A 25438-nucleotide genomic window follows, 5' to 3' on the forward strand; every position below is an offset into this window, starting at 1 on the left:
TTTAACTCTCAACGATTTGAGATAGAGTTCATAAGATCTAAAACTTCGTTTGGATCTACTCCTAATGGGACATCTTGTGGATCACTATAAGTCACTTTTTGAGACCGAAGTAGCTTATCTTTCTTATATCTATTACCAGAATAATGAACCTGACCTGTTTTATGATCAACAACAACTCGCTCTCCTTCAGCTTGATGGGTTATCTCTGTGACTGTTTTTAACCTGTACTTCTTGGACATTTTTATTCGAACTGCTGCTTCTATAATATCAACACCGCCCTTCGGCAATTTTTTAGATGCTTTTAGCGTGTCACCAAGCGTACCAGTAAGTTTGGAATCAGTAATTTCATCAGCCTTAGCCATAGAGTCACTTGGAGTCATACTTTCATAATGAGCGTCAAGCACTTCTTTACTAATCTCATCTCCTTTATATTCCATTTCACCGCTAGAAACACCAGCATGGTAGACACCTTGCCGATCATAGTAACCCATGCTTTTCTGTTTTTCATCTGCTATGAACTTACCACCATTGGCGTACTGAACCTCGTCACTTTCATCAATATCAACAACTTCCGTCTCCTTGTGTGAAGCTTCGGAGCTATTTCCTCGATCATTTTTGTTATTATCTTTATCTCTTCCATTATCATTTTGAGATTTATCGCCACCAAAAAAGTCCCTTACCGCATCTTTAATTTTATCCCACGTTTCTCGTAGACTAAACCCGGTCGGATCCGTATATTTCAGAGGGTTATTCCACACATACGAATAGCGGTTGAAGCTATTGGTCACGTATGGCGCTTGGACGATAGGATCCGGACTAATAAACCGCCCAAGCTCTTGGTCGTAGACCCGGCCGTTCATATGCACCAAGCCCACTTCGACGATTTCTTCATGGCCGGTATAACCGCGATTGGTGATCGCCAGTTGCATTACCTCCAGCGGTGACTCCGATTGCCAAGCCACTTTACGCTGCTTACCCCAAGTGTCGTAGCTGCGACGCTCAACCGTATTACCATAACCGTCAGTGATCATATCGACCGAATTGAGCGCGTCGTAATGGAGATAGCGAACTTGCTTATCTTTTAGCGAGTCATCGGCATTATCTGTCTGGGTATTGAGCGCAACTAACTTACCATCGGCATAGATAAAGTGCTTATGCTGCACGACTCCAGTTTTGCTGTCGGTGACGCGCTCATAAGCCTTACCAAAGTAGAAAGTTTCTACCCCGTCGCTGTTTTTCTTTAAGTAGCGACTGTGATTGGCATCGTAGAAAAACTCAACCGCCTTTCCTTTACGGACAATCTTGCTCGGCTTATTAAACTCTGTCCATTGCAATTCACGCTCATTGGTTTGACTGTTTTGCGCCCAAGCGCGCAGCATATTACCATTGGCATCGTATTGATAATTAAGCCCATTGGCTTTGGTCACCGCATGTGGACCAGCCTGCTGGCCGCTGTATTGATAATCACCAATACCGGTTTTGAACAGCAAATTACCCAGCTTATCGTATCGATAAACAAACGGACCATTAAAGTCTGGGTTATCAAGCCCGTGCTGGCTGGCATCTCTGAGCGCAATACGGTTACTCACCACACGATCCAGACCATCGTATTGCCAAGTATCAGTGACACCGAGCTGATCATCGGCGCGGTAGGTCACGTTATTGTGATTGTCATAACGATAATGAAGCAAACGGACATTGTGACCTTTTGCCGCCGCCCCCTTAATCGCCGGATTAAACAACTGACTGCCTTTGTGAGTGGCGATATAGTTTGGCCGCCCCGTGTTGGCATCGTGTACATAGGTATTGACCAAACCATTACCTAACGTCTCCGAAAGGGTATGGTCATAGGCGTCAGTTTCACGCCTTTGCCAATAATAGGTATAGGCCGAGTCTTGCAGCGAGTCGTCGAGCTGAGATTGGGTCAAAATCAGATTGAGATGATCCGCCTGACCCACCTGCTGGGTATTGCCACAAGCCACTCGCTGACTTGAGTCAAGTTGCTGACCACCAAGTTGATTGGCGTATTGGCAATAATTGCCACTGAGCTTAGCGACTTGTTCCGATAGCGCAATCAGCTCTCTGGCCAAATCAACATAAAACTTATAGCGGCTGTTGGCAACGGTGCCCGCATGGGCTAAATCATCGGCGCTAAACAGCAGTTCGCTGCGTGTTTGATTGTCTGCTTGGGCAGCGTAGATATCTTGGTTACTGATCAGATCTTTCGCGCCATTGCCATCATAATCACCCAAGATAAAGTCATGAGCAGGGGTCAGTGTCTCGGCACTGAACGCAGGTTCACTCACTGCATGCAAACTGGCTTGGTAGTGACGCACACCGGGCTGCGCCGTACTGGCTAATTGTGTTGTCAGGCGATAAATCGCCCCTTCTAAGGTGACATCCAGCGGAGTAATGACATCATCATGAAGCATTACCCAGGTTGCTGGGCGCAAGAAACACTCTCCTTGTGCATTACACCACTGCTTATAACGATAACCATCCCCAAGCATGGCCAAACTGGCGCTGTCTAGGTTATGTAAATTGACGGTTTTACTGTTGTATTGCGCGGCTTTGTCGTTGAAAAAACGCTCTTGCGTTGCGTAACGTTCGGCTTTGTCTAAATATTGATTGGCCTGCGCCATCGCTTGGTCAAGCAGCTGCTTAATATCTTGACGGAACTTGGCGCTGGTAAATACGCTATCGGCATAGGTTTTAGGGCTGCGCACTGCTGCAACATAGCCGTGCGGATTATAGACATACTCAACCGCCAGCTTATTTTGTGGATTACGCGCTGCCAGTGCTGCCGAGGTTAAATCGGTGGCTTGGCCATTCGGACGAACCTCTCGAGCAATACGTTCAAAATTATCGTAATAATAGAAGCTTGTGAAGGTTTCCCCAGCAACGGTTACTGCCTCTTCTTGGCGCAGCCCCGCTTGGTTATAGTGGTACTCGGTTTGATTACCGCGACCACTAAAGCCTGATAAGGTGCCTAGCGCCCCGTTTTCATCGTAGCGCCACGTCGACTCTTGTCCGCCTTCGGTTTGTTTTATCTTACGCCCCAACTGGTCATAGGCAATCTCAGTGACCACGCCTTTGGCATCACGCTTATAAATAAGCTCGCCTGCAGCGTTGTAGACATAAGACCACTGGCCCATATCTGGGTCATCAAGCGAGACGCGATGGCCAAAGCTGTCATAGCGTATTTGCGTGGTATTCCCGTCTGAGTCTGTACTGCTTTTCAGTTTACCATCAGGGTAATATTGGTAAGTTTGATAGGCATTATCGGGCTCTTCTTTGCGCAGAATGTGTCCAAGTAAGTTACTGGTGGTGCTGTGCTCGAACCCTCGCGCATCCGTCACTGTCACTTTTAAGCCTTGGTATCGAGTATGGTAGCTGGCCACTTTTTGGTTGCTGGCCGGCTCTTGTTTACTGATTTCGCGATCGAGTGCGTCGTAGGTAAAGCGCACTACAGGCGCAGGTCTCGACTCACCCACAAACTGTGGGCGGGTCACACTTGTCTTACGTCCACTGCGATCCCAGCGCGTATCGACCACGACTCGTTGGCCACTAAAGCTGGTATGTAACTTGCGCACCTCACGACCAGCATAATCAAAGTGAGTGATCACTTCGCCGCCTGCTGCCAGAGAACTTATTACACAGCTGAAGGTTTGCGCTAGCGCCTGTGGACAAGCGTTCCCTAACTTATATTGATTTCGAGTGACATTGCCAGCGCCCGGCAGAGTTTGGGTCACTTGGCGACCAAAGGCATCATAGCTTTGACGCGTGGTACGATTTTTTAGCGCGCTAACGGTGCGTATAAGCTGACCTTTAGCATCAAATCGAGTGTTAGACTGATGACCAAGGGCATTTTGCGTGCTGCGCAAAAAGAGACCATCACTGTCGTACTGATATTGGCTGCGGCGCACCGGTAAATCTGTTCCTTCAACACTATCACTGAGTGGGTTGCCCCATTGGTCATATTGATAACGGCGAGTAAGACTTTTTGAGCCCATCGTATCAGAGTCATACTCTGAGCTGATCACGACCTCTTGAATAGGCAGGCCTTGCTGATTGTATCGAATCTCAGTGTTCGTGCGACGACTAAGGTGGCTCAGCGTATCTGACACACGGGTGTGAACCTTTTTTATTGCGCCTAGTTGCCAGTATTTCCCACCTGTTTCGGTGACCAGTTCGGTGCGAGTGCTTATTGATGTGGCCAATTCGAGTGTACCATCACTGTTATAATCGGTAAGCGTATATTGCCCGCAAGCCTTGGCACCAGAGGCGTGAAAATCCGCCGCAGACACTTGCACCATCTGCCCTGAGTGAGTGGTCAGCCCATCAAGATCGGTGTGCGAAGCCGACTTTTGATAGTAGAAATAGTCATCATAGCGCTCAAGCACCAATGGAATATCGATATCAGAGTGGATCAGAACAACATAATCGTTGGGCTTAAAGTAAACCTTTCCATCTGCAGCGCAATATTGGCCAATACCAGCTCGGTAGGAGCTTACTAACGCATTGATATTAGAAACGTTAGAGATCGAAGTTAGATCATAAATCTGATGCTTCTGGTTTAATCCCGATGATACATATTCATAATTAGTTTCAGTAGTAAAGGCACCCGCTTGCTCTAATTGACTGGATAATTGGGTGGTTTCTTTGATTAGGTTGCCAAAGCGGTCTACGACCCGGGTTATCGTTTCTTCTTTCTCAACAGCATCATTTGTTAAGCCATACTGCTTTCTTATTTCTTTAGCGGCAAAAACATGAAAATAGTTCGCGTTATAGCCTCGTTTTGTTTCTCGGGAGTAGTCATAAGAGACTTGAGAAACATTATGGCCGTTTTTAACCACACTTAATGTCTTTACTTTCCCCGTTAGCTCAAGCGGTGTTTGAATAAAGTCGGTAGTGGTTTGAGTGGTAACTTCAGCACGTTCAGTTTTAGAGATACTCGCAAAACCTAAAAAGCCGCCGCCGTTTAGGTGACGTTTGGCCCCTTTGTAATGATATTGATACTGAGTGCTCTGATAGCCTTTGGGCGCTTTTTCCACCTGATAAACCAGATAACGTCTCGGAGTGACCACTTTTATAGGATACTGGCTCGTACCCTCTAAGGTGTAAACTCTGTTATCAGTTGCAGGCAAATAGCTTAGTCTGTAATCAACGCCAGCTTCAGAGATAACCGTAATCTTATCTTGTGCATGGGCGCTAGAGCGCTGCACGTGAGTTTTATCGTGACGAGCATTCCCACGGGTGAGCAAATCTACCCAGCCGTCACCATTTATATCTTGCAAACCAACAATTTCGTTGCTTGCGGTAATGCTAGGTGAAGTGGCAAATTGGTTATTTTTTTGATTAAGATAAATATGTTTGCCTGCGACTAAGTCTGGATAACCATCGTTATTAATATCAGCAAAAGTAGGCTTTTGAAATATTCCAATTTTAGCATTGAGTGCAATAGGGGAATTAAATGAGATACCATTAAATAAAGACACATATGACGCGCCTGTTTTCCCCTCTCGCATTATCGCATCTAAATAACCGTCATTATTTACATCACTGAGTGCTTTAAAATCCATATTGCGTGGTGATTCGCCACTAATTACGAGATCACCAACATTGCGTTGTGCTACGCCACTAATTACGTTAGAACCCATATTGCGTTGCGCTGCACCGGGCAGGCTGCCACTGCCATAGCCCGTGATATAGTAGCGATAGCCTCCAGGTGTAGTTACATCAAAGCTATGCTTATCTGCAATACCATCTCCGTTAATATCTGCGATGGCATAGCCTTTTTGCTCAGTTTCAGCCCCATCACCATTAAAGTCGCCATAATTGACTGCATGCGATGGGGAAACGGTATTATAGCAATAGACACCAAACTGGCCATTACCTTTCAGGTAAGATTTTGCTCCAATTTGGTTAAATGGAGGATAGATTTTATCGCAGGCGTTACGTTGAATGTATGGGTGAGCAACATTCCCGGCCAGGTTCATGCTGGTAACACCATGATGGGTATTGCCAGCAAGATCTTTTAAAGTGAATTTTTTAGCTTGCCAAGAGCCGTAGTCACGCTCTACAACTCCGTAACTTTCAGCCTGACCATCGCCATTAGTATCGTAGTAGCGGGCATCAACCAGTCCTGTATTGGTTACCGCTCCGAGCGCAACTTTATCACGTCCAGTCCATCTAAACTGAATGTCGGTTGAACATTGACCCGATGCGCAGTAACGCAATGCAGTAATTTGGCTACGCTGAGTGTGTGGTGACAGCTGATAATCAAGTTGGTACTGGCCAATTTCATTACCCAGACTGTCTATTGTAGTGATGCTGTTCAGCCTTTGATTGCGTCTAAGCAAGCTGCCACCTAAATAATGGGCGCTGCTGTCTGGGCGGCTTTGGTAGCCAAACTTGACTTGGCCACCGACGTATTCGATGCGTGCGAGGCGATGGGTGCCTGCGGCATTATTTTCGTGGTAGATAAAGCGGATATGGTTGGCCTTGGTGATATCACTGATTTGATTCACTGCCCACTTATAAGCGCTCGGTTTTGAGGCCAATTCAACTCTAGAATCTTGGCTCACACCATATTGGTAGACTGAACCGTCCTTGTGCCAAACCTTAAAACTCTCAGGACCATTACCTGCACGGCCAAAAGAGACAATTTTAGCGTAACCATTATTTTCTAAGCGGTACTCGGTTAGATGTCCGCCATCTTTACCTGAGATAGCGATTAATCGCTCACCATCGAGACAAAATCTGTCCTTAGCATCAAAGTTTACCCCGCCCCAATGACCATCTTTGAGAATATTTTTACCACAACGACGAATCGAGGAAAGCCCGCCTAGGCTCCAACCCATCCCCATTATACCGTTAGGTGAATCGCTGCGATACTCTAAGCTCAGCGACGGTTGATGGCCTGCACGCCCTGGTGCGACAGAAATCGGTAAGCTATAACTGGCTTGTCCTCCAGATACAGAAAAATCACCTGATAGCTGAATGGCTTTCCCTGCATCTGAGGTTAAAGCCATGGCCGGCAACGATAGACCCAAAGCGCACAAGCCAACCAATATATGGCGCCAATTTTGAGCTAAAGAAGAGGATTGAAAAGACGTTAATTTCATGAGGTCACTGCTATTGTTATGATTTTATTTAGTATTTTGTGAAGATTGAAGCTGATTTAAACGCTGACGTAGCGCGCCAAGTTCCGCTGGCTGAGGGTAATCTTGATCGATGTTACTTTGAGAAAACTCGTCAAGCTCGCCGCGCACCAGAGGCAACTGAGTTCGTTCGACTTCCACCATGCCATGTGCCAACACCTGCTGCAGCTGTACCACTGGGGTGGGAAAGTGAGCATCAGGGCTAAGTTTTACCTTATGCGCTTGCACACTGGTCGGCTGAGGCGATGAATCACCTTTAGGCTGCTTGTTAAACGCCAAAGTCCAGCCCAAAGCCACCAATATACCAAGAGTAATTAGACTGAAAAAAAACACAGGCTGTTTTATTTTGTTGCGCCACATCGGCTCGTTACCACTGTTATTTCTATCAGCTCAACGTATTTCACTGATAACACAAAAATTTCTCAAAATCATACAGATGAATCAAAAGTCATCAATAAATTAACTTTATAAATATGATTATTATCACTGATATTTTAAGTACTTGATGGGGTAGAGATGATGGCAACGAAGCAGTGATAAAAAAGAGAAAGAAAAAAGAAAGGCACCTCAATTTGGTGCCTGTCCTTTATTTGTTGAAAGAGAAAAAAGGACACACACCAAAAGAACTAAGATATCATTGCTTTGGGCACCAACCATGAAAAGTACGATGTCTTTGATCTGTACGTTCAGAGCCGACACATAATAAGAGAGTCACTCATAGACTGCAGAAGGGTAGCACTAGGTACATAAGCCAAGTTGTGTTCTATACCAAAGAATAGGGGCCAGAGAAACAATGGTTGCTTCGTATATTACGGGACAATCAGATTCTGTATTTGGGTTAATGGCGGATAAATTATATGTATCTGGCTTTTTTGCTCGATGAACTCTGCGAATTACCGTATCTCCCGCACTGGTTTCTACAATACTATATTTCCCTAAGTACAAGTCATAACAACCATCAGGAATTAATACACCACCAACATAACTGTGTTTCGAAAAGACGGGCTCCATTGAATCATCAGGAACGACTTTTACAATCGCTTGTTTATTATTCTTTTTGAAGAAATTTATCTCATTTTGTATCGCTTCATCTTCTGATATGGAAGTCTGGAAAAACTCTTCTCCAGAATCAAAAAACTTTGTCTGTGGTGGAAGCCCCTCTCCAAAAAGAAGCCATTCTTGAGAGACTTTTAAGCCCTCACTCTCAAACACTTCGGCGAGTTTTTTAGCACCTTTAGCAGATAATTTGTTCCTCTCGAGCTCCCATGACTGAAGCGTATTTGTGTTTAACCCATACTTGTCCAAAAGTTGTTGTCTGGTTAAACCCGATAAATTTCGGGCGGATCGAATGCGTTCTCCCTGCGTCATTTTCATCGTAATTTCAATCGCTTCATAAACTGTGTCCATTTCTTTTTAGCATATTTACAACTCACCTTACAATACGCATTTTTTACATATTGATATTTACAATATGTATTTTATATGTATTATTTATTAATGCAACCTAACGCATAAAAATGTCATTTCTTACTGCTACAGGCCAACTTATATTGAAAAGTGTTTGCAAGATAACAATTGAGGTTTGAGCCAAGAGATAAGGCTTATGGCTATGAACTTTTTTCTGTTTAAGGTTTAAGGGAGTTCATAGCGCAGTATTTTTAGATCCAAAGTACTGCTACCTAGCCAAACCATATTGTCACCAATCAATAAATAAAGGTGATCGTTTAACGTTTTGCCCCACTGAAAACGAGTGGGGTCCTTTTAATCGAGCGGTGAGGCTTGGTGCCTGTCCTTTATTTACTTCCATTCTTTAATTCACCACTACCTACTATTACTTAAGTTAAGTCCTATTTGCTCTATACTCTTCGATATAGTGGTTAACTTCGTGAGCTGTTCCAGTCACAGTTAATCTACCTGACTCCTTATCAATAATAATTGGAGCATTTCCACCAACCATATCTCTAAAGTCTCCAGTCTCTTGAAACTTCTTTGTGTTATAGAAGAAAACCCAACCAAAGTCTTCAGTTAGAGTTTCATCATCAAGAACTACAAGTTCTTCATCAAGGCCTAGTTTAGAGATAAACTCTTCTGCTAAAGTGTGTGCATCGTTTAAAGTGATATTTTGCATTCTTATTCTCTAATTTGTTCTCATTAAGCTAAAGCCTTTGAATCCATCTAAACTAGCAGCCTTACCCGTTTGCCCATCCAAAAATCTAACAGTTCCCTTTTGATTAACTACATTAAAGAAGTGTCCCGTCTGCGAACCTCTAGACCCAAATATAACTCCTCGGGCACCATCACCTGCTTTAAGTATTTGGGCTTGGATTCGACTTGCACTAGTCAAGCTTCCAAAAGTACGACCGAAATGCTTTTCCAAATCTACTACTTTTGTAATTCCACCATTCAATGCCGAAGCAGGATTACCTGCAAGTGTCGCGTCAGTTGATATTGAGCAGTTTGCACAGTTTTGTTTACCGCTAAGCTTATTGGCATTTCTAATAGATCCGCCTGCACTATTTGTAACACCCTTCGTATCATCTGGACTCGACCATTTCTTTATCGAATTATATGCTTTTTTTTATTCTCTCTTTCAATAATGGACGTGCTACCTTGAAGGCAACAACGCCCAATCCAGCTCCGGAGGCAGTAAGGGCTGCATCGACAGCAAGAGAGCCAATAGCATCTAAATACTGACCCTCTGGCACCTCAATTCGGTGCCTGTCCTTTATTTATCTTTTATCTAAAAAGGGTGCCTAAACTGGCATCCTTTTTATCACTCTTCAGAAAAAGTCCAACTATCTCCAATAGACTTTCTTCGGGCTACATAATTCAGTGGAAGGCTTGAAAGCTAATTGATAGAAGCATCCATTTCTAAAATACTATTAAGGCTAACTAAATCTTTAATATTCAACGCCTGTCCTCTATTTATACCAACGAAGATGACCGCTCATCTCAGATAAGTCACCTCCACTCTTTGTAACAACTAACTAGTGATTTTAATCAAAAAATCATTAAGTGGTTTTTCAGTACGCAATTGTTCAACCACATCAAAGCTCTGGTCTAACATAGCCTCTTCAGTATTGACGTCAACAATTTCTACATGGCCATATCCTGCATCCCAAAATATCAGTCGACAGTAGTAATTTTCGCACTCGAAATCCACTGTAATGCTCTGTGTTTCAGATTCTTCAGGTGAATGCCAAACTTCAAGTTCACAGCCATGCATCGTAAATACATTTGACGTTGATTCAATCCAGTTAACTACTTCTTTTAGCATTATAATCACCTAAACTTTGTTACTTTGTGGACAATACTTTCAACAGCTGGGATTGGCTGGCCTTTTTTGGTAGCTAACCTACCTGCTACAGAATTCAGCCCTGCAATTTGTGCCCAGCCTTGGCTTGTTTGTTTGAGCCACCTCAATATGATGCCTGTCCTTTATTTCTACCTGTCCTTAATTTATTCTAATTTTCTTACCTAAGATTGCTTCCTTAGCTTTGTTTCGCTTTTTGTATTTCATCATTTGTTCATTGTAGTGATCGATGGGCAGTATATTCTCATCCGTAACGCTCACTTTTTTTTCTTCATTTTCATTAATCGCAGCAAAACCAGGATAAGAGGTAGTACCAGATACAGACCTCTGTAAAATAACAATATCATCTGCTTTATAACCACTTATATTAAGAGGGAACACATTATATTCTCCTCCATTTTTTTCTGAGCTCTGGAATTAAAAAGAGCAAGAAATATATCTGCAGAATCCACAGAAAAACTCATTTTTTCTTCTTTGCTGTCAAGAGATGTATTGGGTAAAGTGTCCAAATTTACGTAGATATGGATAAAAATTTTCTTATCTTTATCTACCCCTATATTTTCTATACAAATTGGATTATCGCTTTTTTTACAGCTCGGATAATACTCTGTTATACCAGATTCATCTAAATTAATTTCTGCAGCTTGCAGAATTTGTAAACTGATAAAAAATACAAATAATAGGTATACTAATTTTTTCATTTTATCTCTCATGTAACTTGCTGTACTATTGATCGTTTCCTAAAGTTTTTATCTTAGAAAAAGAGAAAATAAATGTACCTCAATTTGGTGCCTTGCAATTATCTATCGTCTATCTGCATTTGACAATTATAAAACATCAAATGATTCAAAGTAGAAAAATACTTTATTATCCTCTAGATCTTGAAGGGCATAATTAACTCTATCAAGGCCTGAATTTTCTTCATCAACTTTTAAGTGCATGAATTGAACTAGACCACCACCGAAGTTTTTTATCTCCAATTGACTAATATCATAAAAATAAACTATTAGTTTGTCATCTTTAAACTCTTCTGAGTGACCAAGACTAATCATCAAATTATATTTAAGTGAATTTTTTTCAATATCAATAGCAATATTGAGAACACAGTTATGCTCAATAAGCGCCTCGTTCAATTCTCTAAGAGTCATCATTTTTTACCCTACTCTCATCATAACTTGTCCCATACTCACACCTCAATACGGTGCCAGTCCTTTATTTATTGTTCTAGATATATAGCGCCCTTTTTACCTATACCAAAACCTTCAATAATCAATCGCTTTTCCAACGTGTTTAGATCAAGAATCCAAAGATTGACGATCGTACTTCTGAATAACCTTTCCCTGTATTCTTGAACCAAGAGAGAATTAACTTCATTGAAGCTGGCCATAGGAAACATGTTATTTTTATTCAGAAGACTCTTGTTTATGCCTTTCAACTTATTTCCCTCGTGATCAGAGATAAAATATGTTTCATTACTTAAACAAAGAAGTTTACCATCGTCCAAACCAAATATAGGCTCACATAACCTGCTACTATCACTAAATGTTCTATTCTGTACATTAAAAAGGGAGATCTCTTTATTTTCCCCATAGGAAAGAAAAATAAGAGCTTCATCCCTATTTAATCTTATTGGACATTTAGATACGCTTCCTCTTGCTAATTTCCTTAAAACAAGTGGTTTATCGCCATCTAGACTGGAAAGATAAAGGTATTCCTCGAAACCAGAAGCTGTTTTCTCTACCTTCAAAAACAACATTTCCCCACTACTCTCAAAATAAGTTGGACAACTACTGTTATGAAACAATATCTTTTCTTGAAGAGTTTTCATATTATAGATGCCAGCTTCATTTGATGGAGTTTCAAATAAAAACTCGTTATCATTAACTTTCTGAAGATTTTTATAGTTAGCCCTATAACCTCCGTGGTCTGGTATCTTTGCCAATTCAACAACTTCTTCTCGATCAAAACTAAACTCAAACAGCTGGTTATGCCCACCGCTGAGTAATAATTTGCCCATATCATTCTCTCTAGCAAAGGCAATTGAATTAATGAAAAAGATTGCACTAGTGATTAAAAATACTTTCTTTATAAATAAAAGCTGCTTTCTCATTTTCGATTAAATGTCCCTCTCATAGCGTCTGCAAAGTCTTGGCAATTATTTCTAAAAAGACCATAATCTTTTGGCCCCCAACCACCCGATTGAGTATCAGAGTTTGATGCAGAACTCATGTTTCCATGAGAAACAGTTCTAAGAATCTATTACTTGAGTAATCACCTTCACTAAACACAGGATCCATAGCCACACCTAGTACATCTCCTACATAACCTGCTTTTATCAGGCAGTGACTTCCCCAAAGCCTATCGGATGCCCATTCTTTATTTAACTCTTATGCCCTTGCAGCATCTTAGTATAACCGGAGAAAATAGCTTCTCTGATTGCCATGTTTTCACCACTGATCGATATTGAACTCTCTACAGTTTCGTAACGATAAATTACTTTACAACGAATCTTGGCCAAATCTTTACCATCGCTTCCTCTGCGGGTAAGACAAGAAGATACCCAGTTTGAAACAAAGTCTCCTCCTGTAACCGGAGAAGACTTAAAGTATTGCCATGCTCCTGGATAACTAGCCGCTCCATAAACTCGATATAACCCTACTTTACTATCAAACTCAATAATACCGTTTTTGTATAATCCGACACCATGCCATGCATCAACAGCAGCGGGACTCACTCGTCCATGGACTTGGTAAAGACGAGCAATTATTTTATCTAATAAACCTCCTTCCAGGGCCACATCAATACCCAAATCTGCTAATGGGACTTGGATTAATGCAAAAGAAGTCTCTTTATCAAGTTCTTTCTCATCGGTCGCTATTGAATCTCTCAATCCTGATAAAAAGTATTTTTTGGGAATGGAAATGTGAGTTTCACCTATCTCAAACTCCTCTCGTTCATCACCAAACTCCGGTGCAGGTTCACTGCAACCAAACAAAAAACAAAGAATAAAAAGCCATTTTTTCATTTTAATTTTCCAACGGCAACTATCTTTATTTAACCTTATGCACTTTAATATCGAACAGTTCAGGATTGGAGGTCAAAATTATAAAGATTACGACACATAAAGAAAAACATAAGAAGTATTTTAGAAAATACCCTATTATTTTACTTCTATCATAAAATAGGCTCAGAAACACCTTTACTACAGAGTAAAAGCCATAAATAACCAGAAAGAACATCGAAAAAAACATGACATAGCCTACGTATTTCATGAAATCAGATGGTTGCATAGCGCTTATAAGCTCAAAGTGTCTACTTACTTTATAGTCGAAAACTTCAGGATTTGAACTTGCAAGCATACTAAGAGAAATAAGCAAAAAGAGTGAAATTAACAGCCTGGAAAAATCCGCTTTTACCTTATCTTTAGCAAAAAAAAGACTATGAATCGTTTTTAATAAAAAAACAACCACGCAAATTGAAATAAAATTAATCAAGAGCAGAAGCATAAAGCCTAAATAATTAAGTAAATCAGTAACCACGATATAATATAGTCTCTATAATTTTTATTACATGGCTATGGAAACATGATATCAATAATAATATTTTATCTAATCTCATTAGAATCTACCCTCCACTCCATAAAAAATGCCAGTAGCAACTTAAGTGCTAATTTTTGCTATCACCTTTAAATTCACTGAAGGGATAACACTCAAAATTGACCGAAATCATACAGAGAAATCAAAAGACATCAATAAATTCACCTTATAAATATGATTATTATCACTGATGTTTTGAGCTGTTCGAGGGGTTAGGGTGATAGTACGAAAGCCCTAAATAGAGGCAATAAAAAAGGGGGAGCAAGCTCCCCCTTTAAACGTTACTGGCGTCTGCGCCACATTGCTAGGCCAAATAGCCCGAGCATAGCCGAGAGACTAAACGCGCCGCCCATATTTAGCTCTAACACAGCAGGGTCATGGTCAGAAGCGCGGAAATGGTCGTTATACTTTGGCAAATCACCTTTGAACTTATCGGTGTAATCAAATAGCTTCGACTCACCGCCATTAATGTGCCAATCGGTAGCATCGACAAAACGGCGCTGCTGCAGGAAGCCTTCTTTCTTATAGAGACTTGGACTCATCAAAATATGATCCAGCGCACCGACTTCATCATTATACGAATAGCTCCAGCTATTTTGATGATTGATAGCAACCGCATTGAGATAGCCATAACTCTTAGTGATCACTGCTCCCTCATCCCCAAATTGTGGCTCGCCATCAATGTAGGTATTGCGCGCTGCCTTAACGCTGCCGCCATTAAGGTCAGTAAGAACGCGAACTGGGTCTTCCATTCCATACGCATTCAAATCACCAACAATGATTTTATGTCCTTCAATAGATTCAAGCGCTTCACCCAATGCTACTGCCGCTGCGACACGGAAGTTTTCACACGAGCCTTGCTTATCCTTGTCTTCTCTCCCTTGTCCACCCTGCTCAGCAGAGGCCGCATCTTCCCAGCAGGTTGAGCCTTTTGATTTGAGGTGATTAACTGCAATGGTTAGCTCCTCATCATGGACTTTAAACGTACTGGCAATTGCATTGCGCTGGTAATTTTTACCGTCCTCAATTTGTTTGCCTTTCTCATCATAGACAGGAGGCGCGAGCTGACTTGGTAAGGCAATCACCTTGCTGCTCAAAAGCTCAGCAATCCTTGGGCGATAGATAAGACCATTGGTAATCACGTCAGTGCCAACAAAATCCTCTTCATTCGTTAGGCCGTCTTGATTGGTATCAAGGGCGACATAAGTATACTGCTCAAAGCCGACTCGATCATTTAGCTGGTCGACTAATTGAGCAATCGCGCCATTATTACCAAAGCCATTGTTTTCAATTTCCATCAAACCAACAATATCTGCATCAAGCTTGTACAAGGCCTCAACGATCTTGGTTTGTTGACGTTCAAATTCTTCAAAGCTTTTCGCGCCGCGATTACTGCCATCTAAGTTTTGATCCCCACCATAAGGTGAGTTGAAATAATTGAGTACGTTAAAGGTTGCAACGCGCAAGTTACCTCTCTCGATTTCAACCTGTTGCGTACGTTTATCATTGCGGACAAAATTGTCCTTAGTCAGGGTATTGGTCGCAATCAAACGATATTCACCAAAGCTGTAGCTGATCACCCCTTCTATACCAGAGAGTGTATCGTCAATACGGATGTAATCATCCGTGCTACCATCTTGGTTAAGACTTGGCTGACCAAAATCTGGGTAGTAAGGCACTTTTCCATCCGCGGCTTTTTGATCGGATTCGATAAACAGTCGTCGCTTCTGGTTGGCCTGATTTTGTGCGTCCGCTTCTGCAGAGCCCGGGACAAACTTCTGATTGGGATGAAGGTTAATTTGCCCTTGTGCTAGCACCATATTGTTACGCTTCGCTTTGTAATCAAAACCAAAGGTTCGGGTCACTCGCATATCAAGCGCGGGAGCAAGGTTAACCAGCATACCTTCGTAGCGCTCCAGTGTGGCCGCAAAATTTGCATCTGAAGGTAAGATTTCAATGTTATGCGCTGCGGGCGCCTCTTGCGCGTCCAGTTTTAGCCATTGGTTGTTTTCTGCTTTAAGTTGGGTGCGCTCATAAAACTCCTGCACCTTGCCTTTCACACAGATAATGTCTCCTGGTTTGAACTCTGATTGAGATTGGTTAGTGTCAACAAATAGGCCCTCTGACGTTTGAGGGTCATCATCTGGCGTTAACGCTTGCAGATAAAATCCTTTGGTAAGGCCGCCGGTGACAGCACTAATTACGCCCTGTACATAAAAGTCTTGTTCAGTAATATATGGGTAGCCGTTTATAAAAGGAGAACTTTCCCCTTGGCCTTGAATATCATGAATGGATGTAAAATCAACATTGTCACAAGTGAAAGGCTCAACGGGCGCGGCTCCCCCATACGTTCCCAGACCATCTATGTTGTCTTCGGTCGTTTTATTCCAATCAGATGATGAATAGACAGTGCTCGGCATCATCGCTGCACTCCTGCGCGTAAAGGTGGCGTCTATTGCAAAATTGTCACCACCATCAAGGCCAAACACATCATGCAGCTGTCCATCTTTGAGTAACGCAACCGGGTCATTACCATTAAAAGAGGCGACCGAACTATCTTTGATATCAGTGAGCTTTAAAATCTCTTCGTTGGCTTTTGCGTTAGCGACCACCAGCACACTCTTAGCCTCTAGAGTTTGATCGGAAAGTGACAAGTTACTGCCCCACTCTCCCTTGCCGTTGGTTTTTTTCACCAGTTCATAACCAGTTAAGCTCACCGCTTGATCGCCTGTGTTGGCAATTTCAATCGCTTTGTTAAGACTGCTTCCTTCGACGTACTGAGAAATAATGATATCGGCCATTACTGGCGATGAAAGTGCACTTGCTACGACGGCAGCAAGTAGTGTCGGAGTTAATTTTTGTTTCATGTTATCCACCATGCGGCGCTTGCGTTGTCTCAAAACAACCAACAAGCGTGTTCCATGTCACTTTTGTCTGTGACTACTTCGTTATTTACCCCGCTCAGTGTTGATGTTTTTTATGAAACTAAAAATTACATTCAATGACTGTGTGATTATAATCTCATTGATTTGATCAATTATTTAACCTTAATCAAAGTTTCAACATACTGCTTTACATACGTTACAGATATCTAACTACCTATCTGAATAACATCAGCTTTTGCTAATAAATAGAGTTTTTACTCTTGTTCGTCAATCAAGACACCAGCAACAGAAAGAAAAAAGGCGCGATAATCGCGCCTGAGAGGAATCAGTACTAATTAAGTTTATCTTGATCATCGTCTTTTTTACGTTCGAACTCACCTTCAAACGTGGAGCCTTGATTAGCATCTTGATCAAAACTCCCATGAAAGCCTTTAGCTGACGACTGGAGTCTTATCCGGCTCATCAGATAACGAGCAAGCATAGCCCTAGGTGCAGGTAGCAAAATAACCATACCAACGAGGTCAGTCACAAAGCCCGGAATCAAAAGAAAAACACCCGCGGCAGCGAGCAGCATACCCTCAAAAATCTGTTGAGCAGGTAATTCGCCCTGCTGAAGACGCTGCTGCACAGAGAGCAAGGTTTGCAGTCCTTGGCTGCGCACTAATGATGCACCGACAAATGCCGTGATAAGCACCAGACCAATGGTGGGCCAAAGCCCTATCGAACCACCAACTTGAATCAACACGCCGATTTCAACCACAGGGACAAAAATAAACATCAATAATAAAATGGCAAACACAAGCACTCCTTGAGAGGTAAAGCCAGTGCCCAGTTTACGTCTAATGCGCAGTGAGCTCAAATAAAAGTCCGCTTCACAATAACATGTCAATGCCCGACATCACCAAGCATTCGCTATTACAAAGCGTAAATTTTCATCACTGATAAAATGCTATATTCGGTCGATCGAAGCCTCGGTGAACAACAATGACCAAACCCTGACGAAATAAAGGTAAAAAAGGTGATCAAGCTACTATTTTTCTGCGTTGATAACAGTATCATGTGCTAATAAATCAGGATCGATACTCCAGCCCAACATTCTGCCGAATGGATTCTCAAATAACAGAAAGGCTATAAACAGCGCCAACCTAAATAAACACATTATTTGGGTATAGTTACCAATTCAATCTAAAAGGATCCTGTATGGCAACCCTAACTGATGCTCCTACACAAGCCGAGCAAGCCACCCGTATTGAGCATGACCTACTCGGTGAACGCCACGTGCCTGTTGATGCCTACTACGGCATCCATACCTTGCGTGCCATGGAGAACTTCACCATCTCTAACATGACCATTTCTGATGTGCCTGAGTTTGTTCGTGGCATGGTCATGACCAAAAAAGCCGCAACCCTTGCTAACAAAGAGCTAGGGGTGATCCCACAAGACGTTGCGGGTTATATTCTCCAGGCCTGCGACCTGATCCTTGATACGGGTAAGTGTATGGATCAGTTCCCATCTGACGTTTTTCAAGGAGGCGCAGGCACATCCGTCAACATGAATACCAATGAGGTTATTGCCAACGTCGCACTGGAGCTTGCAGGTAAAGAAAAAGGCGATTATGCCTTTATCAACCCCAATGACCACGTTAATAAAAGCCAGTCAACAAACTGTGCCTACCCGACTGGTTTTCGCATCGCCGTGTACAACAGCGTCGCAAAGCTGATTGAAACCATCGAATATCTTAAAGGCGCTTTCGAGCTTAAGAGCCAAGAGTTTAATGGCATTTTAAAAATGGGACGCACCCAGCTACAAGATGCGGTTCCAATGACAGTAGGCCAAGAGTTCCATGCTTGGTCTGTGACGCTAAACGAAGAAATTCGTGCTCTAGAATATACCTCTAAACTATTACTGGAAATAAACCTTGGTGCGACGGCAATCGGCACGGGCCTTAACGCCGCACAAGGCTATCAAGACGCTGCGGTCAAACATCTTGCCAATGTCACCGGGCTTGACGTCATTCCAGCAGAAGATTTAATCGAAGCCACATCAGATTGTGGGGCTTATGTCATGACCCATGGCGCACTCAAGCGTTTAGCAGTTAAACTATCCAAGATTTGTAATGATCTTCGCCTGCTCTCTTCTGGTCCGCGTGCTGGTCTCAATGAGCTCAATTTACCGGAGCTTCAAGCTGGCTCCTCAATCATGCCAGCCAAAGTCAATCCTGTGGTACCTGAAGTCGTCAATCAAGTGTGCTTTAAGGTCATGGGCAACGATAACACTATCTCAATCGCCGCAGAGGGTGGACAGTTGCAGCTCAACGTGATGGAGCCGGTTATCGCGCAAAGCATGTTTGAGTCAATTTCTATTCTTGCCAATGCTTGTGTCAATCTCCGTGATAAGTGTATCGATGGCATCACTGTCAACAAAGAAGTCTGTGAAAGCTATGTTTACAACTCAATTGGCATCGTCACTTACCTAAACCCTTACATTGGTCATCATGAAGGAGATATTGTCGGTCGGATCTGCGCGGAAACAGGTAAGAGTGTTCGCGAGGTCGTCCTTGAACGTGGCCTACTCAGTGAAGCAGAGCTGGACGACATTCTTTCTGTTGAAAACTTTATGAACCCCACATACAAAGCTAAGCGTTATTAATCCCTAGGGTTACCACACCAAGCCACTGACTCTGGTCAGTGGCTTGTTCTTTCTGCCAGCCAAAATCATCGGCGATGACTTTATAACTCAGACTCCTGCATCTTGAGCTTAGGTGTGCCCATCGACAAAAACGCATAATAGTGACAACAACTTGAAACTTATTTGCTCTTTTTCCGGTCTGATTAGGGTAAAATAACCACAAATTAACTCAAGTGATACTCGTATGCGCTGCGCTTTAGCTTTTTTATTGTTCTCTCTGACGGCCATGTCTGCGACCGTTTTTGCCAACTTTGAAAATTCAAACAACTTTATTTTGCCCCAGCAACAGCAAGATTTTGTTGCCGTTGACGAGGCATTTGCCTTCAACGCCTATCAGCAAAACGATCAGGTATTGATCGATTGGCAAATTAAACCCGATTATTACTTGTATCAAAGTAAACTGAAGGTGACGGGAGAGAATGTCGAGATTGGCTCGTTTGATCTGCGAGAAGGCAAGCCCTATCAAGATGAATTTTTTGGTGAAGTGAACATTTACACTGAGCCGCTATTTGTGACGATTCCACTGCGTAATTATCAGCCTGGAGCCAAAGTTACCATTGAGTATCAAGGCTGCGCTAAAGCAGGCTTTTGCTATCCGCCAGAGAGGCGAAGCATAGACCTTAGCCCATTTACCAGTTCATCCAACGACAACTTTACCCCTAATGTCGATACCTCCGAAGCGGTTCCTGTTTCGAGCGAATCCAATCTTGCGGCGAAGCTGAGCGACAATTGGTGGACACCTTTGCTGTTTTTAGCTTTGGGTGTGGGCCTTGCTTTCACGCCTTGTGTCTTACCCATGTACCCTATTTTAACCAGTATCGTTTTGGGAAGTGGCAAGCTCTCTCAAACCCGTGCGCTTACGCTTGCTTTTATTTATGTGCAAGGTATGGCGTTAACCTACACTTTACTTGGCTTGGTGGTCGCTTCAGCAGGATTGCAATTTCAGGCGGCCATGCAGCACCCCTATGTATTGATTGGCCTCAGTGTATTGTTTGTCGCGCTATCCCTCTCTATGTTCGGTCTTTATAGCCTCCAGCTACCAAGCAGTGCTCAAACCTGGCTCAATAACCTCAGCAACAAACAAACTGGGGGCAATAGTGTAGGCGTGTTTGCCATGGGCGCTATTTCAGGATTAGTGTGTTCACCATGCACAACCGCCCCGCTTTCGGGCGCTCTGCTGTACGTTGCACAAAGTGGCGACTTACTCACAGGGGGTATTGCCTTATATGCACTGGCGATGGGAATGGGTATTCCTCTTATTTTAGTTGCGGTGTTCGGTAATAAGTTGCTACCCAAAGCAGGCGGATGGATGGACAGAGTAAAAACCTTGTTCGGTTTTGTACTACTCGCTGCCCCTATTTTCTTGCTTGAACGCATTTTACCACCAGTGTGGTCAATGGCGCTCTGGTCAGGCTTGGGCTTTGCCTTCTTTGCCTGGTTGTATCATATTAAAAGCGCACTGCCTTTTGGAGGATGGAAGCAAAGTTTGGTTGGCATCGTCGCCGTTCTTGGACTACTTTTTTCCGCACAACCCATCTTTCAGCAATTTATGACCCCAGAGGCTAAAGAGGTTCAAGCTGAATCAATCTTTACACCAATCAAGAATCTTGACGAGCTCAAACAACAATTGGAACAAGCCAAAGCGCTCGGTAAACCCGTCATGCTCGATTTTTACGCCGATTGGTGTGCAGCATGCAAGGAGTTCGATAAATACACCTTCCATCAAGCGGACGTACAAGACAAATTAGGTAGTTTTGTGCTGCTGCAGGCCGATGTTACCAAGAGTACGCCTCAAGATATCGAGTTACTTGAGTACATGAAAATTTTAGGTCTACCTACTATCGCTTTTTGGGACAGTTCCGGCCAAGCGATTGACGCAGCGCGCATTACCGGCTTTATGAAAGCCGCTCCATTCCTTAACCATATCGAAACACATCAACTCTAGTCTGAGCCATAAAATAGTTGCGCTGGTGATAAAACCAGCGCATTAGCACTATTTATTTAAGCATCAATATGTTACTTTAACAAAAGTATCGAAAAAGCCTTGATTGCTACCTAGTAACTAAGTCTAAAATCAGATACAGTTCAGACTTTCAGAGGTGGATTATTGTCGCCTCTGCGAAAGGGTACAATAATTCTATTCACAACTGGCATAATCGTTACTCGTCATGGACTCGACCTACACTATTCTCATCGCTGATGACCACCCACTATTTCGCAATGCACTTTTCCAATCGGTGCATATGGCGATAAGCGGTGCCAATATTCTAGAGGCGGATTCGATCACGGGTTTGTTCGATCTGTTAGCAAAAGAAGAGCCCGATTTGTTGCTATTGGATTTAAAAATGCCAGGTGCAAACGGTATGTCCGGCCTGATCCAGCTTCGTTGTGATTATCCACACCTCCCTATCGTAGTCATCTCTGCAAGCGAGGAACCTGCAGTTATCGCTCAAGTTAAACGCCATGGGGCATTTGGGTTTATTCCTAAATCGAGTGATATGCGAGCTTTAGTTAATGCTCTCAATCAGGTCCTAGAAGGTAATATGTTTTTCCCAGAGACTGTGGCAGATTTTGGCTCTGAAAAAAATAGATTAGCTGAAAAAATTGCCAGTTTAACGCCCCAACAGCACAAAGTCTTAGGAATGCTCTCAGATGGCCTACTAAACAAGCAGATAGCTTATGAGTTAAATGTCTCTGAAGCGACAATTAAAGCCCACATGACGGCAATTTTTAGAAAGTTAGATGTAAAAAATAGGACTCAAGCCGTTATTTTGATTCAACAGCTAGAATCAGAGACTCAATAGATATCATAACCCCGCAAATTTTGTTAGACTTATGCAGTCAGGCAGAAATCTGATTTACCCCTCTGTTCCATAAACTCTGGGAGTACTTCTCTTGCTAAGCATCTTAGTCACACAATTTGTCGTATTATGGGCCGTGATTGACCCTATCGGATCAGTCCCCGTGTACCTCTCACAAACTCAACACCTGACTGCTAAGCAGCGGCGCTTAGTTGCACTCAAAGCAGTCGCAATATCTACTGGCGTGCTGTTGTTTTTTCTTATTGCAGGTCAGCAATTACTCGACGCCATGCAAATCCCTCTTCCCGCTTTTCAAGCTGCAGGTGGACTTGTGCTGCTCTTATTTGCTCTTACCATGATCTTTGGTGAATCAAAACCGGAGCAAGAAACCAAATTATCTGAGGAGGTCAGCCACTCAGATTTAGCTGATCTTGCGGTTTACCCTTTGGCGATTCCATCGATTGCCTCGCCAGGCGCTATGATGGCCATCGTGCTCCTCACCGACAATCATCGCTATTCCGCTGGTGATCAGTTGATCACCGCTGCAGTTATGATGACAGTGTTGGTGATTACTTTATTGCTACTCCTTGGTGCTACCCATATCCAAAAGTGGATTGGTAACGTTGGTGCTGCCATTATTAGCCGTGTTATGGGTCTGATCCTGGCAGCTGTCGCTGTCAACAATCTTTTAATGGGAATCAAGGATTTTTATATTAGCTGAAGGGTTGATTGAGAAAAAAAGTTCATACTGGCTATTAGACTAAAGCCTAATAAATAACCCACACTAATTAGTCGTTGAACAATGATTATTTCACTAAGCGCTCAATATATGAGCGCTTTTTTTATTTTTACACGCCCGACTAAAGTTGAAAAGCCTAATCGTCTGCGCACTGATAATGTAGACGGTAACAATTTGTTAACAAGCGCAAGGAGGCATGTATGGATTCGAATGACAAGCAAAAGGCACAAGCTTATTGGCAAAAGAATGTCAGATTGATGATGATTCTTATGGTGATTTGGTTTGCCGTTTCATTCGGCTGCGGGATTTTATTTGTCGAGCAGCTCAATCAGTTTCAAATTGGCGGTTATAAGTTAGGTTTTTGGTTTGCGCAGCAAGGCTCTATCTACACTTTTCTCGCTATTATCTTTTACTACGCTTGGAAAATGCGACGCATTGACCGAGAGTTCGACGTTGATGAATAAGGAATAGCACACATGGAACTGAAAACTCTCACTTACCTCATTGTTGGTGCTACCTTTGTTCTGTATATCGGTATTGCAATTTGGGCCCGAGCGGGTTCGACTAAAGAATTTTATGTCGCTGGTGGTGGTATTCACCCAATAGCGAATGGTATGGCAACGGCAGCAGACTGGATGTCCGCGGCCTCATTTATCTCGATGGCTGGTTTGATTGCCTTTATGGGCTATGGTGGTTCAGTCTTTCTCATGGGCTGGACAGGTGGATATGTCTTACTTGCGCTATTACTCGCGCCTTACTTGAGGAAGTTCGGTAAATTTACTGTCCCTGAGTTTGTTGGTGAACGCTTCTACTCAAACACCGCTAGAATCGTTGCGGTTGTCTGTCTTATCATTGCCTCTGTCACTTATGTGATTGGGCAAATGAAAGGCGTTGGCGTTGCATTTGGCCGTTTCCTAGAAGTTGATTACTCAACAGGGCTTTTAATCGGCATGTGTATTGTCTTTCTCTATGCCGTTATGGGAGGGATGAAGGGGATCACCTACACTCAAATCGCTCAGTACTGCGTACTCATCCTCGCTTACACCATACCGGCTATCTTTATCTCCCTACAATTAACTGGTAACCCTATCCCACAAATAGGGCTTGGCAGCACGATGAACGGTAGCAATGTTTATCTTCTTGATCGTTTAGATCAAGTTGTTACCGAGCTGGGTTTCAGTCAATACACTACTCAAGTACGTGGTGATACGCTCAATATGTTTGTCTATACCTTATCATTGATGATAGGTACGGCAGGCCTACCTCATGTGATTATCCGCTTTTTCACCGTCCCAAAAGTTCGTGATGCGCGCACTTCAGCAGGCTGGGCATTAGTGTTTATTGCCATCCTGTACACAACTGCGCCCGCTGTATCTGCAATGGCACGTCTCAACCTTATGGACACGGTCAATCCCGAGGTAGGTAAAAATCTCGCTTATGATCAGCGTCCAGATTGGTTTAAGAACTGGGAAAAAACCGGACTTTTGGCCTTCGATGATAAAAACGGTGATGGCAACATTCAATACACCCCAGATTCAACCACCAATGAACTCAAGGTCGACAGAGACATCATGGTACTGGCTAACCCAGAGATCGCTAAACTGCCAAATTGGGTGATAGCCCTAGTCGCAGCGGGAGGGCTCGCAGCAGCACTCTCAACCGCAGCAGGGTTACTGCTTGCGATTTCATCGGCGATTTCGCACGATTTAATCAAGGGCGTCATCAACCCCAATATCACAGAGAAAAAGGAGTTACTCGCAAGTCGGATCTCCATGGCGGCCGCGATTGCCGTGGCAGGCTATCTTGGCCTTAACCCGCCCGGGTTCGCGGCCGGCACCGTTGCGTTAGCCTTTGGGCTCGCTGCTTCCTCTATTTTCCCAGTGCTGATGATGGGAATTTTCAGTAAAAACATTAACAAGGAAGGGGCGATTGCAGGCATGGTTGCTGGTATTTCTGTCACCCTGTTTTACGTATTTCAGCATAAAGGGATACTATTTATCGCCGATTGGAAGTACCTGCAAAACTTAGGCAGTAACTGGTTTTTTGGTATCGAACCCAATGCATTTGGCGCAGTTGGTGCTTTATTTAACTTTATTGTCGCGTTCGCGGTATCAAAAGTAACCGCTGAAACACCGCAAGAGGTTAAAGACTTGGTAGAACACGTTCGTATACCGTCAGGTGCTGGTGCCTCAATTGATCATTAGTTAGGTAAACTAAACGGGTAATTTTGCTACCTCATTACCCGTAAGACAT

At 43.1% G+C, this 25438-nt stretch carries 20 protein-coding genes; 6 read left to right on the forward strand and 14 right to left on the reverse strand.

Annotated features, from left to right (window positions below; translation table 11 throughout):
- Positions 1-8: 8 nt before the first annotated feature.
- The 14 genes from RH40_RS17260 to RH40_RS17325 all read right to left on the reverse strand — a co-directional run bounded on the left by RH40_RS17260 (position 9) and on the right by RH40_RS17325 (position 17756).
- Positions 9-7127, reverse strand: coding sequence for an RHS repeat-associated core domain-containing protein (locus RH40_RS17260; protein ID WP_009602963.1), 7119 nt, complete (start codon positions 7125-7127; stop codon positions 9-11).
- 24 nt (positions 7128-7151) lie between these two features.
- The gene (locus RH40_RS20130; protein WP_009602964.1) at positions 7152-7523 is read right to left on the reverse strand and encodes a hypothetical protein; all 372 of its coding nucleotides are present in this window, start codon (positions 7521-7523) and stop codon (positions 7152-7154) included.
- Between the two features lie 378 nt (positions 7524-7901).
- The gene (locus RH40_RS17270; RefSeq protein WP_009602965.1) at positions 7902-8570 is read right to left on the reverse strand and encodes a hypothetical protein; all 669 of its coding nucleotides are present in this window, start codon (positions 8568-8570) and stop codon (positions 7902-7904) included.
- 433 nt (positions 8571-9003) lie between these two features.
- Positions 9004-9291, reverse strand: a complete 288-nt coding sequence (locus tag RH40_RS17275; protein WP_009602966.1) for a YrhB domain-containing protein — start codon at positions 9289-9291, stop codon at positions 9004-9006.
- A 9-nt stretch (positions 9292-9300) separates the two neighbouring features.
- The gene (locus tag RH40_RS21265; protein ID WP_081455030.1) at positions 9301-9723 is read right to left on the reverse strand and encodes a toxin glutamine deamidase domain-containing protein; all 423 of its coding nucleotides are present in this window, start codon (positions 9721-9723) and stop codon (positions 9301-9303) included.
- Positions 9724-9727: 4 nt separating this feature from the next.
- A complete protein-coding gene (locus RH40_RS20855; protein WP_009602968.1) occupies positions 9728-9868 on the reverse strand; it encodes a hypothetical protein in 141 nt (46 codons plus the stop codon).
- A 278-nt stretch (positions 9869-10146) separates the two neighbouring features.
- Positions 10147-10440, reverse strand: coding sequence for an immunity protein TriTu family protein (locus RH40_RS17285; RefSeq protein WP_009602969.1), 294 nt, complete (start codon positions 10438-10440; stop codon positions 10147-10149).
- A 177-nt stretch (positions 10441-10617) separates the two neighbouring features.
- Positions 10618-10857 carry a hypothetical protein gene (locus tag RH40_RS17290; RefSeq protein ID WP_009602970.1) on the reverse strand — a complete coding sequence of 80 codons (240 nt, stop codon included), beginning with the start codon at positions 10855-10857 and terminating at the stop codon, positions 10618-10620.
- Complete coding sequence (locus RH40_RS17295; protein ID WP_009602971.1) at positions 10839-11177, reverse strand: hypothetical protein; 339 nt, start codon at positions 11175-11177, stop codon at positions 10839-10841. Before RH40_RS17295 ends, RH40_RS17290 begins: the two co-directional genes overlap by 19 nt.
- Before the next feature lie 126 nt (positions 11178-11303).
- Positions 11304-11627, reverse strand: coding sequence for a hypothetical protein (locus RH40_RS17300; RefSeq protein ID WP_039954899.1), 324 nt, complete (start codon positions 11625-11627; stop codon positions 11304-11306).
- 65 nt (positions 11628-11692) lie between these two features.
- Positions 11693-12586, reverse strand: coding sequence for a hypothetical protein (locus tag RH40_RS17305; protein ID WP_009602973.1), 894 nt, complete (start codon positions 12584-12586; stop codon positions 11693-11695).
- 270 nt (positions 12587-12856) lie between these two features.
- The gene (locus RH40_RS17310) at positions 12857-13501 is read right to left on the reverse strand and encodes a hypothetical protein (protein WP_009602975.1); all 645 of its coding nucleotides are present in this window, start codon (positions 13499-13501) and stop codon (positions 12857-12859) included.
- 852 nt (positions 13502-14353) lie between these two features.
- Positions 14354-16939: an ExeM/NucH family extracellular endonuclease gene (locus RH40_RS17320; protein ID WP_009602977.1), complete on the reverse strand. Its 2586-nt coding sequence runs from the start codon at positions 16937-16939 to the stop codon at positions 14354-14356.
- A 349-nt stretch (positions 16940-17288) separates the two neighbouring features.
- Entirely contained in the window at positions 17289-17756 is a 468-nt protein-coding gene (locus tag RH40_RS17325) for an FxsA family protein (protein WP_009602978.1), read from the reverse strand.
- A 401-nt stretch (positions 17757-18157) separates the two neighbouring features.
- Between RH40_RS17325 and aspA the strand changes: the two genes are divergently transcribed.
- The 6 genes from aspA to RH40_RS17360 all read left to right on the forward strand — a co-directional run bounded on the left by aspA (position 18158) and on the right by RH40_RS17360 (position 25389).
- Entirely contained in the window at positions 18158-19606 is a 1449-nt protein-coding gene (aspA, locus tag RH40_RS17330; protein ID WP_009602979.1) for an aspartate ammonia-lyase, read from the forward strand.
- 223 nt (positions 19607-19829) lie between these two features.
- Positions 19830-21590, forward strand: a complete 1761-nt coding sequence (locus RH40_RS17340; RefSeq protein WP_009602980.1) for a protein-disulfide reductase DsbD — start codon at positions 19830-19832, stop codon at positions 21588-21590.
- A gap of 223 nt (positions 21591-21813) precedes the next feature.
- Positions 21814-22449: a response regulator gene (locus RH40_RS17345; protein ID WP_009602981.1), complete on the forward strand. Its 636-nt coding sequence runs from the start codon at positions 21814-21816 to the stop codon at positions 22447-22449.
- 91 nt (positions 22450-22540) lie between these two features.
- Positions 22541-23167 (forward strand): MarC family protein, encoded by a 627-nt coding sequence (locus tag RH40_RS17350; RefSeq protein ID WP_009602982.1) that lies wholly within the window; start codon positions 22541-22543, stop codon positions 23165-23167.
- 218 nt (positions 23168-23385) lie between these two features.
- Positions 23386-23649, forward strand: a complete 264-nt coding sequence (locus tag RH40_RS17355) for a DUF4212 domain-containing protein (protein ID WP_009602983.1) — start codon at positions 23386-23388, stop codon at positions 23647-23649.
- Between the two features lie 12 nt (positions 23650-23661).
- Positions 23662-25389, forward strand: a complete 1728-nt coding sequence (locus tag RH40_RS17360; protein ID WP_009602984.1) for a sodium:solute symporter family protein — start codon at positions 23662-23664, stop codon at positions 25387-25389.
- The last annotated feature ends 49 nt before the right edge of the window (positions 25390-25438 follow it).

Origin of the sequence: Vibrio caribbeanicus ATCC BAA-2122 (assembly GCF_000165125.1) — a bacterium.
GTDB classification, from domain to species: domain Bacteria; phylum Pseudomonadota; class Gammaproteobacteria; order Enterobacterales; family Vibrionaceae; genus Vibrio; species Vibrio caribbeanicus.